Raw genomic sequence first — 15048 nt, 5'->3', positions numbered from 1 at the left:
CACCGACCATCCGTGTTGCCTTGGGGGGCTTCCACCGTGCGCCGAACCACCGTCCTCGCCGCCACCACGACCGCCGCCGTCCTCGCCCTGCTCACCGGCTGTCAGGGGGACGACGCGCCCGCCGGGGCCGGCGGCGCCTTCGACCCGGCGGAGGCCGTGGCGAAGCGGGGCAAGGAGCCGTACGCGGTCACCGTGGAGGCGACCCGCGCCCCCGACGGCGACGTCGAGCCCGCCGTCCTCACGGCGCGGCAGAACCTCGACACCCTGTTCACCGGCCGCTGGCAGGGCAAGGAGGGGGACGGAACCCTCCGGGAGGGCGTCACCACCGCGGACGCCGAGTACCTGCGGGGGCACGACGCCACCGGCACCTGGCTGAAGACCCCGCGGTCCACCGACGTCTCGGACTACGACTACGGCGACTACGCCAAGCTGCTGCTGGCCCAGGGCCCGTCCGCCCGCAAGGGCATGGAGACCAGGGACGGCGTGCCGACCTTCCACCTCGCCGGCCACCTCGACGTGGCGCAGTTCGCCGACGCCGCCCCATCGGTCCACCGCGCGCTGACCAGGACGGGCGTCACCTCCCTCGACCTCGACCAGTGGATCGACGCGCAGGGCCGCACCCGCCACGTCGACGAGACGGTGGTCGTCGACGGGGCGAAGGTCGCGATCACCCTGGCCTTCAGCGACTTCGGCCCCGCCGAGACCTTTGCCGCGCCCAGCCCCGTCGCCGACTGAGGCCCCGGGGCGGCGGAGCAACTCCGCCGCCCCGGGCCGGGGTTGGCGCGCCCGGAGGTGCCTGGAACATGACGAAGGCCCAGTCCGGTGGCAACTCGCCACTGGCCTGGGCCTCTTCAGCACTTCTCGCGAAGTGCCCCCGGTAGGATTCGAACCTACGCACCCGCCTCCGGAGGGCGGTGCTCTATCCCCTGAGCTACGGGGGCTTGCTCGATGTTGTCGTCGCGTTCGCTTCGACGTGGAGAACACTACCAGGCCCGGGGCGCGCTCCGTGCACGGGTTCTGCGCGGGGGCCGCCGGACGGGGCCGGTGGAAGTCCGCAAAGACCGGACGGGGCGGCGGGGCCGCCGATACCCTCGGTGAGGTGTCGGGAGTGTCCGGGCGGGTCCTCGTGGTGGACGACAGCGAGGTGATCCGCCAGCTGATCAGGGTCAACCTGGAGCTCGAGGGCTTCGAGGTGGTGACCGCCGCCGACGGTGCCGAGTGCCTGGAGGTGGTCCGCCGGGTGAAGCCCGACGCGGTGACGCTGGACGTGATGATGCCGCGGCTGGACGGCCTGCGGACGGCGGCCCGGCTGCGGGCGGCGCCGGGGACCCGACTGCTGCCGATCGCGATCGTGAGCGCCTGCACACCGGCCGACCTGGACCTGGGGGAGTCGGTCGGGGTGGACGGCTACCTGGGCAAGCCCTTCGACCCGGCGGACCTGGTGGCGCTGGTGCGGCGGCTGGTGGAGCTCGGCCACCGGGACGGGGCCTCCGGCGGGTTTCGCCCTCAGCGAACAGACGGGGGCGATCGGGGCTGAGCGCCGGGGGCCGGACGTCTCAACCGGTAAACCGGGTGGCGGGCGCCCTCCCCCTCTCGCCTACGCTTGGCGTCGTGACCCCCGCAGAGCTTTCCCAGGCAGTCCAGGCCGCAGTGAGCGCCGCCGTCGAGGCGGGCGAGCTGGCCGTCGCCGTGCCCGAGCACGTGACGGTCGAGCGGCCCAAGAACAGGGACCACGGCGACTACGCGACCAACGTGGCCCTCCAGCTCGCGAAGTCGGCCGGCCGGCCGCCGCGAGCCGTTGCCGAGGTGCTGGCCGACCGCCTGCGAGGGATCACCGGCGTCGCCAAGGTCGACATCGCCGGCCCGGGCTTCCTGAACATCACCCTGGACACCGCCACCGCCGGCGCGCTGGCGCGCACCATCGTCGAGGCGGGCGAGGCCTACGGCCGCAACCAGGACCTCGCCGGCCTGAACATCAACCTGGAGTTCGTCTCCGCCAACCCGACCGGCCCGATCCACATCGGCGGCGTGCGCTGGGCGGCCGTCGGCGACTCGCTGGCGCGCGTCCTGCGGGCCTGTGGCGCCGACGTCACCACCGAGTACTACCTCAACGACGCCGGCGTGCAGATCGGCAAGTTCGCCGCCTCGCTGCAGGCCGCCGCGAACGGCCGCGAGGTGCCGGAGGGCGGCTACGTCGGCGAGTACATCGTCGACATCGCCAAGACGATCACCGAGGCCGTCCCGGGCCTGCTGGAGAAGTCCGAGGACGAGCAGCTCCAGCTCTTCCGCGCCGAGGGCCTCGCGCTCATGGTCGCCGAGATCAAGCGCTCGATGGACGAGTTCGGCACCCACTTCGACGTCTGGTTCTCGGAGAAGTCGCTGCACGACTCCGGCGCCGTCGGCACGGCCATCGACCGGCTGCGCGAGCAGGGCCACGTCTTCGAGCAGGACGGCGCCGTCTGGCTGCGCACCACCGACTTCGGCGACGACAAGGACCGCGTCCTGGTCAAGGCCGACGGCGACACCACCTACTTCGCGGCCGACGCCGCGTACTACCTGTCCAAGCGGGACCGCGGCACCGAGGTCGCGCTCTACATGCTGGGCGCCGACCACCACGGCTACGTCAACCGCCTCAAGGCCATCGCGGCCTGCGCGGGCGACGACATGAACCACAACATCGAGGTGAGGATCGGCCAGTTCGTGAAGATGCTTCGCGACGGCGAAGAGGTCCGCATGTCCAAGCGGGCCGGCAACATCATCACGATCGACGACGTCGTCGAGTGGATCGGCGTGGACGCGGCCCGCTACACCCTGGCGCGCTCCTCCACCGACTCCACCATCACGCTCGACATCAACATCCTGACCAGCCAGACCAACGAGAACCGGGTGTACTACGTCCAGTACGCCCACTCCCGGATGTGCGCGGTCCAGCGCAACGCCGACGAGCAGGGCATCTCGCGCGGCGCGGCCGAGGACTTCAAACCGGAGCTGCTGGCCACCGAGTGGGAGTCCGACCTGCTCGGCCACCTCGGTGAGTTCCCGCGCGTGCTGGCCTCGGCCGGCGAACTGCGCGAGCCGCACCGCGTCGCGACGTACCTGGAGGACCTCGCGGCCAAGTACCACCGCTTCTACGACAACTGCCGCATCCTGCCGCGGGGCGACGAGGAGGTCACCGACCTCACACACGCCCGGCTCTGGCTCGCCGACGCGACACGCACGGTGATCGCGAACGGTCTGACGCTGCTGGGCGTCTCGGCGCCCGAGCGGATGTAGGCACCACCCCCATGTGCACAGCGGGGGCGGCGGACGGTCAACGGGGACCGTCGCCGCCCCTCGCCATAGGTCGAGGGAACAACGAACATGTCTCGCTCCGCACACCCCGCAGGCCCCCGGCACGGCGACGTCCTGCCCGAGGGCCACTACCAGGCGCCGCCGAGCGACCTGAACGCGCTCGACCCCAAGGTCTGGTCCCGGACCGTCGCCCGTGACGCCGAGGGCGTGGTCACGGTCGGCGGGGTCGACGTGAAGCGTCTGGCCGCCGAGTTCGGCACCCCGGCGTACGTCATGGACGAGGCCGACTTCCGGGCCCGGGCGCGCGCCTGGCGCGAGGCCTTCGGCACCGGCGCCGACGTCTTCTACGCGGGCAAGGCCTTCCTGTCCAAGGCGGTCGTGCGCTGGCTGCACGAGGAGGGCCTCGACCTCGACGTGTGCAGCCCGGGCGAGCTGGCCGTGGCGCTGGCCGCCGGGATGCCGCCGGAGCGGATCGCGCTGCACGGCAACAACAAGTCGGTGGACGAGCTGGAGCACGCGGTGAAGTCCGGGGTCGGACGCGTCGTGGTCGACTCCTACGAGGAGATCGAGCGGCTGGCGGCGATCGCCGGCCACCAGGGCGTGCGCCAGCCGGTGCTGATCCGGATCACCGTCGGCGTCGAGGCGCACACCCACGAGTTCATCGCCACCGCGCACGAGGACCAGAAGTTCGGCCTCTCGCTGACCGGGGGAGCGGCCGCCGAGGCGGTCCGCCGGGTGCTGGCGCACGGCGCGAGCCTGGAACTGCGCGGCATCCACTCGCACATCGGCTCGCAGATCTTCGACACCGCCGGCTTCGAGGTGGCCGCCCGCCGGGTGGTCGGCCTGCTGGCGTCGATCCGCGACGAGCACGGCGTCGAGCTGCCCGAGATCGACCTCGGCGGCGGCCTGGGCATCGCCTACACCAGCGACGACGACCCGCGCGAGCCGGCCGAGATCGCCGTCGCGCTGGCCGAGATCGTGCGCCGCGAGTGCGCCGCCGCGAACCTCGCCGCGCCCCGGCTGAGCGTGGAGCCGGGCCGGGCGATCGTCGGCCCGACCGCGTTCACCCTGTACGAGGTCGGCACGGTCAAGCCGCTGGAGGGCCTGCGCACCTACGTCAGCGTGGACGGCGGGATGTCCGACAACATCCGCACCGCGCTGTACGACGCCGAGTACTCGGTGGCCCTGGTGTCGCGCACCAGCGAGGCCGAGCCGATGCTGGTCCGGGTGGTCGGCAAGCACTGCGAGTCCGGCGACATCGTCGTGCGGGACGCCTTCCTGCCGGCCGACCTCGCCCCCGGCGACCTCATCGCGGTGCCCGCCACCGGCGCCTACTGCCGCTCCATGGCGAGCAACTACAACCACGCCCTCAAGCCCCCCGTGCTCGCCGTCCGGGACGGCGCGGCCCGGGTGATCGTCCGGCGCGAGACGGAGGAGGATCTCCTGCGTCTCGATATCGGATGACGAAATCCTTGTCTCAGATCATGGAACGACCGTAGATCCGTACGGAAAGTCCCGGAGACTGGTAGGAACCGAAAGTCCGGCGGGCCCCCGAAAATCCCGCCGGAACGACCGAAGCACGATGGATGAGCGGAGTCGGATGATGCGTACGCGGCCGCTGAAGGTGGCGTTGCTGGGCTGTGGTGTGGTGGGCTCCGAGGTGGCGCGCATCATGACGACAGACGCCGCCGACCTCGCCGCGCGCATCGGCGCGCCGGTCGAGCTCGCCGGCATCGCGGTGCGCCGGGCGGGCCGCCCCCGCCCGGGGGTGCCCGAGCACCTGCTCACCACCGATGCCGAGGCGCTGGTCAACCGGGGCGACATCGACGTGGTGATCGAGGTCGTGGGCGGCATCGAGCCGTCCAAACACCTCATCCTGTCGGCGTTCCGGGGCGGCGCCTCGGTGGTCAGCGCCAACAAGGCGCTGCTGGCCAAGGACGGCACCGAGCTGCACGCGGCCGCCGCCGCGGCCGGCGTGGACCTCTACTACGAGGCCGCGGTGGCCGGTGCGATCCCGCTGCTGCGCCCGCTGCGCGAGTCGCTGGCCGGCGACCGGGTCAACCGGGTGCTGGGCATCGTCAACGGCACCACCAACTTCATCCTCGACAAGATGGACAGCACCGGCGCCGGGTACTCGGAGGCGCTGGAGGAGGCCACCGCGCTCGGGTACGCCGAGGCCGACCCGACCGCCGACGTCGAGGGCTTCGACGCCGCCGCCAAGGCCGCGATCCTGGCCGGCATCGCCTTCCACACCAAGGTGACCGCGGCGGACGTCTACCGCGAGGGCCTCACCGAGGTCACCGCGGCCGACATCGCCTCCGCCAAGGCGATGGGCTGCGTGGTCAAGCTGCTGGCGATCTGCGAGCGGGCCGCCGACGGCGAGTCGGTCACCGCGCGCGTCCATCCGGCGATGATCCCGCTGTCGCACCCGCTGGCCTCGGTCCGCGAGGCGTACAACGCGGTGTTCGTGGAGGCCGAGGCGGCCGGCCGGCTGATGTTCTACGGCCCGGGCGCGGGCGGCGCGCCGACCGCCTCCGCGGTCCTCGGCGACCTCGTCGCGGTCTGCCGCAACAAGCTCGCCGGTGCCACCGGCCCCGGCGACTCGGTGTACACGCAGCTGCCGGCCAAGCCGATGGACGAGGTCGTCACCCGCTACCACGTCAGCCTGGACGTCGACGACCGCGCGGGCGTGCTCGCCCAGGTCGCCTCGGTCTTCGCCGAGCACGGCGTCTCCATCGACACCGTGCGCCAGCAGGGCCGCGACGGCGACGCCTCGCTCGTCGTGGTCACCCACCGCGCCACCGACGCCGCGCTGTCGGCGACGGTCGACAAGCTCCGCGCACTCGACAGCGTGCGCGACGTGGCCAGCATCATGCGGGTCGAAGGGGAATAGGAACAGATGATGAGCAGCGTTGCCGAGAACGCCGCCCGTGGCACCCACACCCGCCAGTGGCGGGGCCTGATCGAGGAGTACCGGGACCGCCTGCCGGTCAGCGCGGCGACCCCGGTGGTCACCCTGCTGGAGGGCGGCACCCCGCTGGTCCCCGCCCAGGTGCTCTCCGAGCGCACCGGCTGCGAGGTCTACCTCAAGGTCGAGGGCGCCAACCCGACCGGGTCCTTCAAGGACCGCGGCATGACGATGGCCATCTCCAAGGCGAAGGAGGACGGCGCCCAGGCCGTCATCTGCGCCTCCACCGGCAACACCTCGGCCTCCGCCGCCGCGTACGCGGTGCGGGCCCGGATGGTGTCGGCGGTGCTCGTCCCGCAGGGCAAGATCGCCCTGGGCAAGATGGGCCAGGCGCTGGTGCACGGCGCGAAGATCCTCCAGGTGGACGGGAACTTCGACGACTGCCTCACCCTTGCGCGTGAACTGTCCGAGAAGTACCCGGTGGCGCTGGTCAACTCGGTGAACCCGGTGCGGATCGAGGGGCAGAAGACCGCCGCCTTCGAGATCGTCGACATGCTCGGCGACGCGCCGGACATCCACGTGCTGCCGGTGGGCAACGCGGGCAACATCACCGCGTACTGGAAGGGCTACCGCGAGTACGCGGCGGACGGGCTGGCCACCCGCACGCCGCGGATGTGGGGCTTCCAGGCCTCCGGCTCGGCCCCGATCGTCGACGGCGCCCCGGTGCTCAAGCCGCAGACCATCGCCACCGCGATCCGGATCGGCAACCCGGCCTCCTGGGACTACGCGCTCGCCGCGCGGGACGAGTCGGGTGGCCTGATCGACAAGGTGACGGACCGTCAGATCCTCTCCGCCTACCGCCTGTTGGCCTCCCAGGAGGGCGTCTTCGTGGAGCCCGCCTCGGCCGCCTCGGTGGCCGGTCTGCTGGCCAAGGCGGAGGCCGGTCTGGTCGACCCGGGCCAGCGGATCGTCTGCACCGTGACCGGCAACGGCCTCAAGGACCCGGACTGGGCGGTGGCCGGCGCGCCGCAGCCGCAGATCGTCCCGGTCGACCCGGAGGCCGCCGCCCGGCGCCTGGGCCTGCTCGACTAGCCCCCCCGCCGTTCCGGGGGCTCCGCCCCCACCGGGCCGACCCTTTCGGGGGTCGGCCCGGTTTGCGTTCTCGACTGACACTTTTGTGTCAATTTACCGGCGCATTCCGATCCGATTCCCGCATGCATTCCGGCCAGAACCGGCAACACACCAGATCGAAGGCCCACGGGGTGTACCGCTGTGGAACCTCTCTTCGATACTCTGGGTCCGGCCGTGTGGCACATGCCCCGGGTCCGACCCCGTCGCGGGCCGCACCACCGACTGTGACCGTCCGCCCCGGCCGGGGCCCGCGGCCCGCTCCCCACCCTCGCACCGACGCGCTTCGCGCCGCCCGATTTCCCCAGGAGAGTCCACCGCATGGCCGGTCCTGCGTTCCGTGCCGCCGCCGTCCGGGTCCGGGTTCCCGCGACCAGCGCCAACCTCGGCCCGGGTTTCGACGCCTTCGGACTCGCGCTCGGTCTGTACGACGACGTGGTCGTCCGGGTCGCCGACTCCGGGCTCGGCGTCGACATCGCCGGCGAGGGTGCCGACACGCTCCCGCGTGACGAGCGTCATCTGCTGGTCCGCTCGATGCGGGCCGCCTTCGACCGCCTCGGCGGCCAGCCGCGCGGCCTCGAAGTGGTCTGCGCCAACCGGATACCGCACGGCCGGGGCCTCGGCTCCTCGTCCGCCGCGATCTGCGCCGGCATCGTCGCCGCCCGCGCGGTGACCATCGGCGGCCCGTCCGCCCTGGACGACGACGCCCTGCTGGCCCTCGCCTCCGAGCTGGAGGGTCACCCGGACAACGTGGCGGCCTGCCTGCGCGGCAACTTCACCGTGGCGTGGACCGAGGAGGACACCGCCCGGGCGATCGCCCTGGAGCCGTCCGCCGAGGTCGTCCCGGTGGTGTTCGTCCCGGGCACCGAGGTGCTCACCGAGACCGCCCGCGGCCTGCTGCCCAGGACCGTCCCGCTGGCCGACGCCGCCGCCAACGCCGGCCGGTCCGCGCTGCTGGTCGAGGCGCTGACCCGGCGGCCGGACCTGCTGCTGACCGCCACCGAGGACCGGATCCACCAGGACTACCGGGCCTCTGCGATGCCGGACAGCGCCGCGCTGGTGGCCGCGATGCGCGCCGAGGGCGTGCCCGCGGTGATCTCCGGCGCCGGCCCGACCGTGCTCGCGCTCACCGACGAGGCCGGGGTGGAGAAGGTCCTGGGCTTCGCCGGCGACCACGGCACCGGCGGCCCGGTGTTCACCGCGCACCGGCTCGAACTGGACCGGACCGGCGCCGCCGTGCTCCCGCTGGGCGTCTGAGCACGCCGTCCGGGCCGGACCGTCCGGACACGATTGGCAAGCGCAAGGCTGGGGAATGTCTGAGGGGGTCGGTAGTGTTAACCTCATTGCTGCACCAGGTGCCCTCCGGGGCTCGGTGCGCCGCGTCCCGATCCCAGCACTCCGCACCAGCGGAGTCCCGGCGATGTACGGGGCGACGATTCTCCGGGAGCCCACCGCAGCGCGTACGCAGCCTGCCTGCGCGACTTGCGGTCGCATCCCGAAGCCGTGACGGCACCTGACTCCCACCCGCGGCCTCCCACCTCGAGGCCAGGACGGGCGGAGCGCGGGCCACCGTCACGCGACGGGGGCCCGGGATTCGCAGGCATCGTGGGGGCACCTCCCGGCCGGCGGCCGGGGGGAGGGTCGTTGTACGGCCGTCCCGCCACGCCACTCAGCACCACCGTGCTTCAAGCACCGCACCTCGCAGCTCTCTCCCGACTGGCACCCAGCGCCATTCGGGGGATCACCGCCTCGGACCGACGCAGTCGAGCGTTGGTCAGGACAGCACAACCGGTCGCCGAGCCAGACAGGCCGACGTCCGCTCCAGGGAAGGACCCTTAGTGAGCGACACCACCGATCTGATGGGCGCGCGCCCGGACGCCGACGCGTCCGACGCAGCCGCCGCACCCGCGGCCCCGGCGCGGCGCCGTCGTACCGCCGCCGCGGGCCTGGACGGCATGGTCCTGGCCGAGCTGCAGAAGCTCGCCGCGGACCTGGGCATCACCGGTACCGGACGCATGCGCAAGAGCCAGCTGATCGAGACCATCAAGGAGAAGAGCGGCGGCGACCCGCTGCTCGCCGGCGCCGCCGCCGCTCCGGCCGCCAAGCGCGCCGCCAAGGCGGAGACCGCCGAGCCGGCCGAGAAGCCGGCCCGCCGGACCACCAAGGCCGCCGCCCGGGCCGAGGCCCCCGCCGCCGCCGAGGCGCAGGCCCAGATCGAGATCCCGGTCCAGGCCGCGGCCGAGACCGCCGCCGCGCCGGCCCGTACCGAGCGCACCCGCCGCCGGGCCACCTCGGCCGCCGGCGCCCCGGTCGCCGAGACCGCCGCCGAGGCGCCCGCCGCCGTGGTGACCGAGGCCAAGCCGGCCGAGGCCCGTACCGAGGGCGCCCGCGCCTTCGAGGGCCGCGAGGAGGGCCGCGAGACCCGCCGCGACCGCCGCGAGCGCCGCGACCGCCGCGAGGGCGGCGAGCGCGAGAGCCGCCAGGAGACCGCCGAGGCCCCGGTCGGCCAGGACGGCGACGGGCGCGAGTCGCGCCGCGACCGCCGCAACCGCCGTGACCGCACCGACCGCCAGGCCCCGCAGCAGGGCGAGACCCAGCAGGGCCGCCAGGGCGGCCAGCAGGCCCAGCCGCAGGCGCAGGCGCAGCCGCAGGGCGGCTTCGAGGACGACGAGTTCGGCGACGGCCGCCGCGGCCGCCGGGGCCGCTACCGCGACCGCCGGGGCCGGGGTCGCCGCGAGGGCTTCGAGGCCAGTCCCACCGAGCCGCAGATCGGCGAGGACGACGTCCTGATCCCGGTCGCGGGCATCCTCGACATCCTCGACAACTACGCGTTCGTGCGCACCTCCGGCTACCTGCCGGGCCAGAACGACGTCTACGTCTCGCTCGCCCAGGTCCGCAAGAACGGCCTGCGCAAGGGCGACGCCATCACCGGTGCGGTGCGCCAGCCGCGCGAGGGCGAGCGCCGCGAGAAGTTCAACGCCATGGTGCGGCTGGACTCGGTCAACGGCATGGACCCGGAGAGCGGCCGCGGCCGTCCCGAGTTCAACAAGCTGACCCCGCTCTACCCGCAGGAGCGGCTGCGCCTGGAGACCGACCCGGGCGTGCTGACCACCCGGATCATCGACCTGGTGTCGCCGATCGGCAAGGGCCAGCGCGGTCTGATCGTCGCGCCGCCGAAGACCGGCAAGACGATGGTGCTGCAGGCGGTCGCCAACGCGATCACCCACAACAACCCCGAGTGCCACCTGATGGTCGTCCTGGTCGACGAGCGTCCGGAAGAGGTCACCGACATGCAGCGGTCGGTGAAGGGCGAGGTCATCTCCTCGACCTTCGACCGCCCGGCGGAGGACCACACCACCGTCGCCGAGCTGGCCATCGAGCGCGCCAAGCGCCTGGTGGAGCTGGGCCACGACGTGGTGATCCTGCTGGACTCGATCACCCGCCTGGGCCGCGCCTACAACCTGGCGGCGCCGGCCTCCGGCCGCATCCTGTCCGGTGGTGTCGACTCGACCGCGCTGTACCCGCCGAAGAAGTTCTTCGGCGCCGCGCGCAACATCGAGAACGGCGGCTCGCTGACCATCCTGGCCACCGCGCTGGTCGAGACCGGCTCGCGGATGGACGAGGTGATCTTCGAGGAGTTCAAGGGCACCGGCAACATGGAGCTCAAGCTCGACCGGAAGCTCTCGGACAAGCGCATCTTCCCGGCCGTGGACGTGGACGCCTCCAGCACCCGCAAGGAGGAGATCCTGCTCGGCGGCGAGGAGCTCGCCATCGTCTGGAAGCTGCGCCGGGTGCTGCACGCGCTCGACTCGCAGCAGGCGATCGAGCTGCTGCTGGACAAGATGAAGCAGACCAAGAGCAACGCCGAGTTCCTGATGCAGATCGCCAAGACGACCCCCGGGTCGGGCGACTGACGCCGCAGGAGGCGTAGCAGCACCCGGGCCCCGGACCGCGCGAGCGGTCCGGGGCCCGCTGCCGTTTCCGGCCCGTTTGTTCCAGACTCGGGACAGATGGGGGACTTTTTGGCATCTTGTCCGATTTACTCTGGACCGTATGGCCGAACACAAGAGGGTCCCGAGCCGCCGTCGCAAGCTCCTGCGCGCGGTCGCGTGCGCCGTCGCCGCGCTCGTCGTCCTCGGGGCCGGGGCGGCCGGGTACGCGTACCTGCGGCTGGACGGCAACCTCAGGAGCGTCGACATCGACGCCCGGCTCGGCACCGCCCGCCCGCCGGCCGCCACCGACGGCTCCTTCAACCTGCTGGTGCTCGGCTCCGACTCGCGGTCCGGCGGCAACGCGGACCTCGCCGGCGGCGACACCGGCGGCACCGCCCGCTCGGACACCGCGATGGTGGTGCACGTCAGCCAGGACCACTCCCGCGCCGACGTGGTGTCCATCCCGCGCGACACCCTCGTCCCGCGCCCCGAGTGCACCGACGCGCAGGGCAAGGCCGTGCCGGCCGCCAAGCGCGCGATGTTCAACAGCGCCTACGAGGCCGGCGGCGCGGCCTGCGCGGTGAAGACCGCCGAACAGCTCAGCGGGCTGCGGATGGACCACTACGTCGAGGTGGACTTCGCCGGCTTCGCCCGGCTGGTGGACGCGATAGGCGGGGTCACCGTGACGACCACGGTGGCCATCCACGACAAGGACAGCGGCCTGGACCTCCCGGCCGGTGAGCACCACCTGGACGGGCAGCAGGCGCTCGCCTTCGTCCGCACCCGGCACGGCGTCGGCGACGGCAGCGACCTCGGCCGGATCGAGCTGCAGAAGCAGATGGTCCGCTCGCTGCTCCAGCAGGCCGGCGGCGTCGGACTGCTGACCAACCCGGCCAAGCTCTGGTCGGTCGGCGACACCCTGACCCGCTCGATCACCACCGACTCCGCGCTCGCCTCGGTGAACGCGCTGGTCGGGCTGGCCCAGGAGCTCAAGGGCATCGGGCCGGACCAGCTCGCCATGGTCACCCTGCCGGTGGTGGCCGCGCCGAGCGACCCGGACCGGGTGGTCCAGCAGCAGCCGCAGGCGGACCAGCTCTGGGCGGCCCTCGGGGCCGACCGGCCGGTGCCGCGGACGGTGGTCGACGCCCAGCCGCAGAACCCCGCCCAGGCCACCCCCACCGCGCCCGCCACGGCCCCGGCGAAGGCACCCGCCAAGCGCCCGTGAGGCGCGCGGGCGCGCGGGCGGGGAACGCCGGCGTGGGTCCGGAATATCCCGGGGCGCCCCCCGGTTTGGGAAGAAGCGGCCGGTCCTGGCAGACTGGACCGTCGGTCCCGGTTCACGAGCGGCATTCCAGCCGCCGACCCGGTGCCCTCCCGAACACTAGGAGAACCCCTTGAAGCCCAACGTTCACCCCGAGTACGTGGTCACCCGTGTGACCTGCACCTGCGGTGCCGAGTTCACCACCCGCTCGACCGAGACCAGTGGCGAGATCCGCGCCGAGGTCTGCTCGCAGTGCCACCCGTTCTACACCGGCAAGCAGAAGATCCTCGACACCGGTGGCCGCGTGGCCCGCTTCGAGGCCCGCTTCGGCAAGCGGCACAGCGCGAAGGCCTAGCGCTCCCTCGGCGCCGGTTTCCGGTGCCCCCGAACTCGTTCCGGGGGCGCTGGGGACCGGCGCCGTTCGCGTCCCCCCCCGCACCTCCGCGCACCCACCCCCCCCGCACGACGATCCCCGGGAAGAAGGCCACCCCATGTTCGAGGCAGTCGAAGAGCTCCTCGTCGAGCACGCCGACCTCGAGGCGAGGCTGGCCGACCCGTCCGTCCACGCCGACCAGGCCAACGCCCGCAAGCTGGCCAAGCGGTACGCCGAGCTGATCCCGATCACCCGCGTCTACCGGGCCTGGAAGCTGGCCGGCGACGACATCGAGGCCGCCCGCGAACTCGCCGCCGAGGACCCGGAGTTCCTCTCCGAGGTGAAGGACGGCGAGGCCCGCCGCGAGGAGCTGACCGAGGAACTGCGGCTGCTGCTCGTCCCGCGCGACCCGAGCGACGACAAGGACGTCATCCTGGAGATCAAGGCGGGCGAGGGCGGCGAGGAGTCCGCGCTGTTCGCCGGCGACCTGCTCCGGATGTACCTGCGGTACGCCGAGCGGATCGGCTGGAAGACCGAGATCATCGACTCCAACGAGTCCGACCTCGGCGGCTACAAGGACGTCTCGGTGGCCGTGAAGACCAAGGGCAACGCCGAGCCCGGCCAGGGCGTCTGGGCCCGGCTCAAGTACGAGGGCGGCGTGCACCGCGTGCAGCGCGTCCCCGCCACCGAGTCGCAGGGCCGCATCCACACCTCCGCGGCGGGCGTGCTGGTCACCCCCGAGGCCGAGGAGGTCGAGGTCGAGATCCTCGCCAACGACCTGCGGATCGACGTGTACCGCTCCTCCGGCCCCGGCGGCCAGTCGGTCAACACCACCGACTCCGCGGTCCGGATCACCCACCTGCCGACCGGTATCGTGGCGTCCTGCCAGAACGAGAAGAGCCAGCTGCAGAACAAGGAGCAGGCGATGCGCATCCTGCGTTCGCGGCTGCTGGCCGCCGCGCAGGAGGAGGCCGAGCGGGAGGCCTCGGACGCGCGCCGCAGCCAGGTCCGCACGGTGGACCGTTCCGAGCGGATCCGGACGTACAACTACCCGGAGAACCGCATCTCGGACCACCGCACGGGCTTCAAGTCGTACAACCTGGACCAGGTGCTGGACGGCGAGCTGACCCCGGTCATCCAGTCCTGCGTCGATGCGGACGCCGCGGCCAAGCTCGCCGCGGCCCAACAGAACTGACACCGGCCGCAACGAGACCGACGTCGATGCCGGAGAGCGGAAGCAAGAGGTCGTACGGATGAACCTGCTACTCGCGGAGGTGGCCCAGGCCACCCAGCGGTTGGCCGCGGCCGGCGTGCCGTCGCCGCGCTTCGACGCGGAGGAGCTCGCCGCCCACGTCCACAACGTCAAGCGCAGCCAGCTGCACACCGTCCAGGACGGCGACTTCGACGCCCGGTACTGGGAGGCCGTCGCCCGCCGCGAGGCGCGCGAGCCGCTCCAGCACATCACCGGCCGGGCCTTCTTCCGCTACCTCGAACTGGCGGTCGGCCCGGGCGTGTTCGTGCCCCGCCCGGAGACCGAGACGGTCGTCGAGTGGGCCATAGACGCGGTCCGCGAGATGGACGTCGCCGAGCCCCTGGTGGTCGACCTGTGCTCGGGCTCCGGCGCCATCGCGCTCGCCCTCGCCCAGGAGCTGCCGCGCTCCATCGTGCACGCCTTCGAGCTCGACGGGGGCGCGCTGCCGTACACCCGGCGCAACATCGAGGCCTCGCCCGACCGCGCCCGGGTCACCCTGCACGAGGGCGACGCCACCCGGGCCTTCGAGGACGACCGCGCCTGGGACGGCCGCTTCGACCTGGTCATCTCCAACCCGCCGTACATCCCGCTCACCGAGTGGGAGTACGTCGCGCCGGAAGCCCGCGACCACGACCCGCAGATGTCGCTGTTCTCCGGCGAGGACGGCCTCGACACCATCCGCGGCATCGAGCGGGTCGCCGCCCGCCTGCTGCGCCCGGGCGGCGCCGTGGTGATCGAGCACGCCGACACCCAGGGCGGACAGGTCCCGTGGATCTTCAACGAGGAAGGCGGCTGGACCGACGCCGCCGACCACCGCGACCTCAACAACCGCCCCCGCTTCACCACGGCGCGCAAGGCGTCGCTGTGAACCACGCCATGAGCCCGTCCGGAAGGGGACCGCGC

At 72.7% G+C, this 15048-nt stretch carries 12 protein-coding genes and 1 tRNA gene; 12 read left to right on the top strand and 1 reads right to left on the bottom strand.

What is annotated here, in order from left to right; translation table 11 throughout:
* The first annotated feature begins 36 nt into the window (after positions 1-36).
* Entirely contained in the window at positions 37-735 is a 699-nt protein-coding gene (locus tag ACFCLZ_RS15100; protein WP_380285403.1) for a hypothetical protein, read from the top strand.
* 134 nt (positions 736-869) lie between these two features.
* Here ACFCLZ_RS15100 and ACFCLZ_RS15095 read toward each other — a convergent pair.
* Positions 870-941 (bottom strand) — tRNA-Arg (locus ACFCLZ_RS15095).
* Positions 942-1099: 158 nt separating this feature from the next.
* Between ACFCLZ_RS15095 and ACFCLZ_RS15090 the strand changes: the two genes are divergently transcribed.
* The 11 genes from ACFCLZ_RS15090 (at position 1100) to prmC (ending at position 15013) form a co-directional block, all read left to right on the top strand.
* Positions 1100-1537, top strand: coding sequence for a response regulator (locus ACFCLZ_RS15090; RefSeq protein WP_380285402.1), 438 nt, complete (start codon positions 1100-1102; stop codon positions 1535-1537).
* A 74-nt stretch (positions 1538-1611) separates the two neighbouring features.
* Positions 1612-3273: an arginine--tRNA ligase gene (argS, locus tag ACFCLZ_RS15085; protein WP_380285401.1), complete on the top strand. Its 1662-nt coding sequence runs from the start codon at positions 1612-1614 to the stop codon at positions 3271-3273.
* Positions 3274-3360: 87 nt separating this feature from the next.
* Positions 3361-4755: a diaminopimelate decarboxylase gene (gene lysA, locus ACFCLZ_RS15080; protein ID WP_380285400.1), complete on the top strand. Its 1395-nt coding sequence runs from the start codon at positions 3361-3363 to the stop codon at positions 4753-4755.
* A gap of 136 nt (positions 4756-4891) precedes the next feature.
* Positions 4892-6184, top strand: a complete 1293-nt coding sequence (locus ACFCLZ_RS15075) for a homoserine dehydrogenase (RefSeq protein WP_380285399.1) — start codon at positions 4892-4894, stop codon at positions 6182-6184.
* Between the two features lie 9 nt (positions 6185-6193).
* Positions 6194-7291 (top strand): threonine synthase, encoded by a 1098-nt coding sequence (gene thrC, locus ACFCLZ_RS15070; RefSeq protein WP_380285398.1) that lies wholly within the window; start codon positions 6194-6196, stop codon positions 7289-7291.
* Positions 7292-7648: 357 nt separating this feature from the next.
* Positions 7649-8584, top strand: a complete 936-nt coding sequence (thrB, locus tag ACFCLZ_RS15065) for a homoserine kinase (protein WP_380285397.1) — start codon at positions 7649-7651, stop codon at positions 8582-8584.
* A gap of 581 nt (positions 8585-9165) precedes the next feature.
* Entirely contained in the window at positions 9166-11241 is a 2076-nt protein-coding gene (gene rho, locus ACFCLZ_RS15060; RefSeq protein WP_380285396.1) for a transcription termination factor Rho, read from the top strand.
* A gap of 139 nt (positions 11242-11380) precedes the next feature.
* Positions 11381-12484, top strand: coding sequence for an LCP family protein (locus tag ACFCLZ_RS15055; protein ID WP_380285395.1), 1104 nt, complete (start codon positions 11381-11383; stop codon positions 12482-12484).
* Between the two features lie 169 nt (positions 12485-12653).
* Positions 12654-12875 (top strand): 50S ribosomal protein L31, encoded by a 222-nt coding sequence (gene rpmE, locus ACFCLZ_RS15050; protein ID WP_380285394.1) that lies wholly within the window; start codon positions 12654-12656, stop codon positions 12873-12875.
* 136 nt (positions 12876-13011) lie between these two features.
* Positions 13012-14088: a peptide chain release factor 1 gene (gene prfA, locus ACFCLZ_RS15045; protein WP_380285393.1), complete on the top strand. Its 1077-nt coding sequence runs from the start codon at positions 13012-13014 to the stop codon at positions 14086-14088.
* Between the two features lie 58 nt (positions 14089-14146).
* The gene (gene prmC / locus ACFCLZ_RS15040) at positions 14147-15013 is read left to right on the top strand and encodes a peptide chain release factor N(5)-glutamine methyltransferase (protein WP_380285392.1); all 867 of its coding nucleotides are present in this window, start codon (positions 14147-14149) and stop codon (positions 15011-15013) included.
* Positions 15014-15048 lie beyond the last annotated feature (35 nt).

This window comes from Kitasatospora purpeofusca (genome assembly GCF_042691725.1).
Taxonomy (GTDB): domain Bacteria; phylum Actinomycetota; class Actinomycetes; order Streptomycetales; family Streptomycetaceae; genus Kitasatospora; species Kitasatospora purpeofusca_B.
Note: the sequence above shows the minus strand (reverse complement) of the source record. Positions and strands in the feature narration are given on the sequence as shown.

Bases quoted from the DNA above. Each gene is read 5' to 3' on its own strand.
- lysA (WP_380285400.1), top strand. From the start codon at position 3,361: ATGTCTCGCTCCGCACACCCCGCAGGCCCCCGGCACGGCGACGTCCTG.
- ACFCLZ_RS15075 (WP_380285399.1), top strand. From the start codon at position 4,892: ATGATGCGTACGCGGCCGCTGAAGGTGGCGTTGCTGGGCTGTGGTGTG.
- thrC (WP_380285398.1), top strand. From the start codon at position 6,194: ATGAGCAGCGTTGCCGAGAACGCCGCCCGTGGCACCCACACCCGCCAG.
- thrB (WP_380285397.1), top strand. From the start codon at position 7,649: ATGGCCGGTCCTGCGTTCCGTGCCGCCGCCGTCCGGGTCCGGGTTCCC.
- ACFCLZ_RS15055 (WP_380285395.1), top strand. From the start codon at position 11,381: ATGGCCGAACACAAGAGGGTCCCGAGCCGCCGTCGCAAGCTCCTGCGC.
- prfA (WP_380285393.1), top strand. From the start codon at position 13,012: ATGTTCGAGGCAGTCGAAGAGCTCCTCGTCGAGCACGCCGACCTCGAG.
- prmC (WP_380285392.1), top strand. From the start codon at position 14,147: ATGAACCTGCTACTCGCGGAGGTGGCCCAGGCCACCCAGCGGTTGGCC.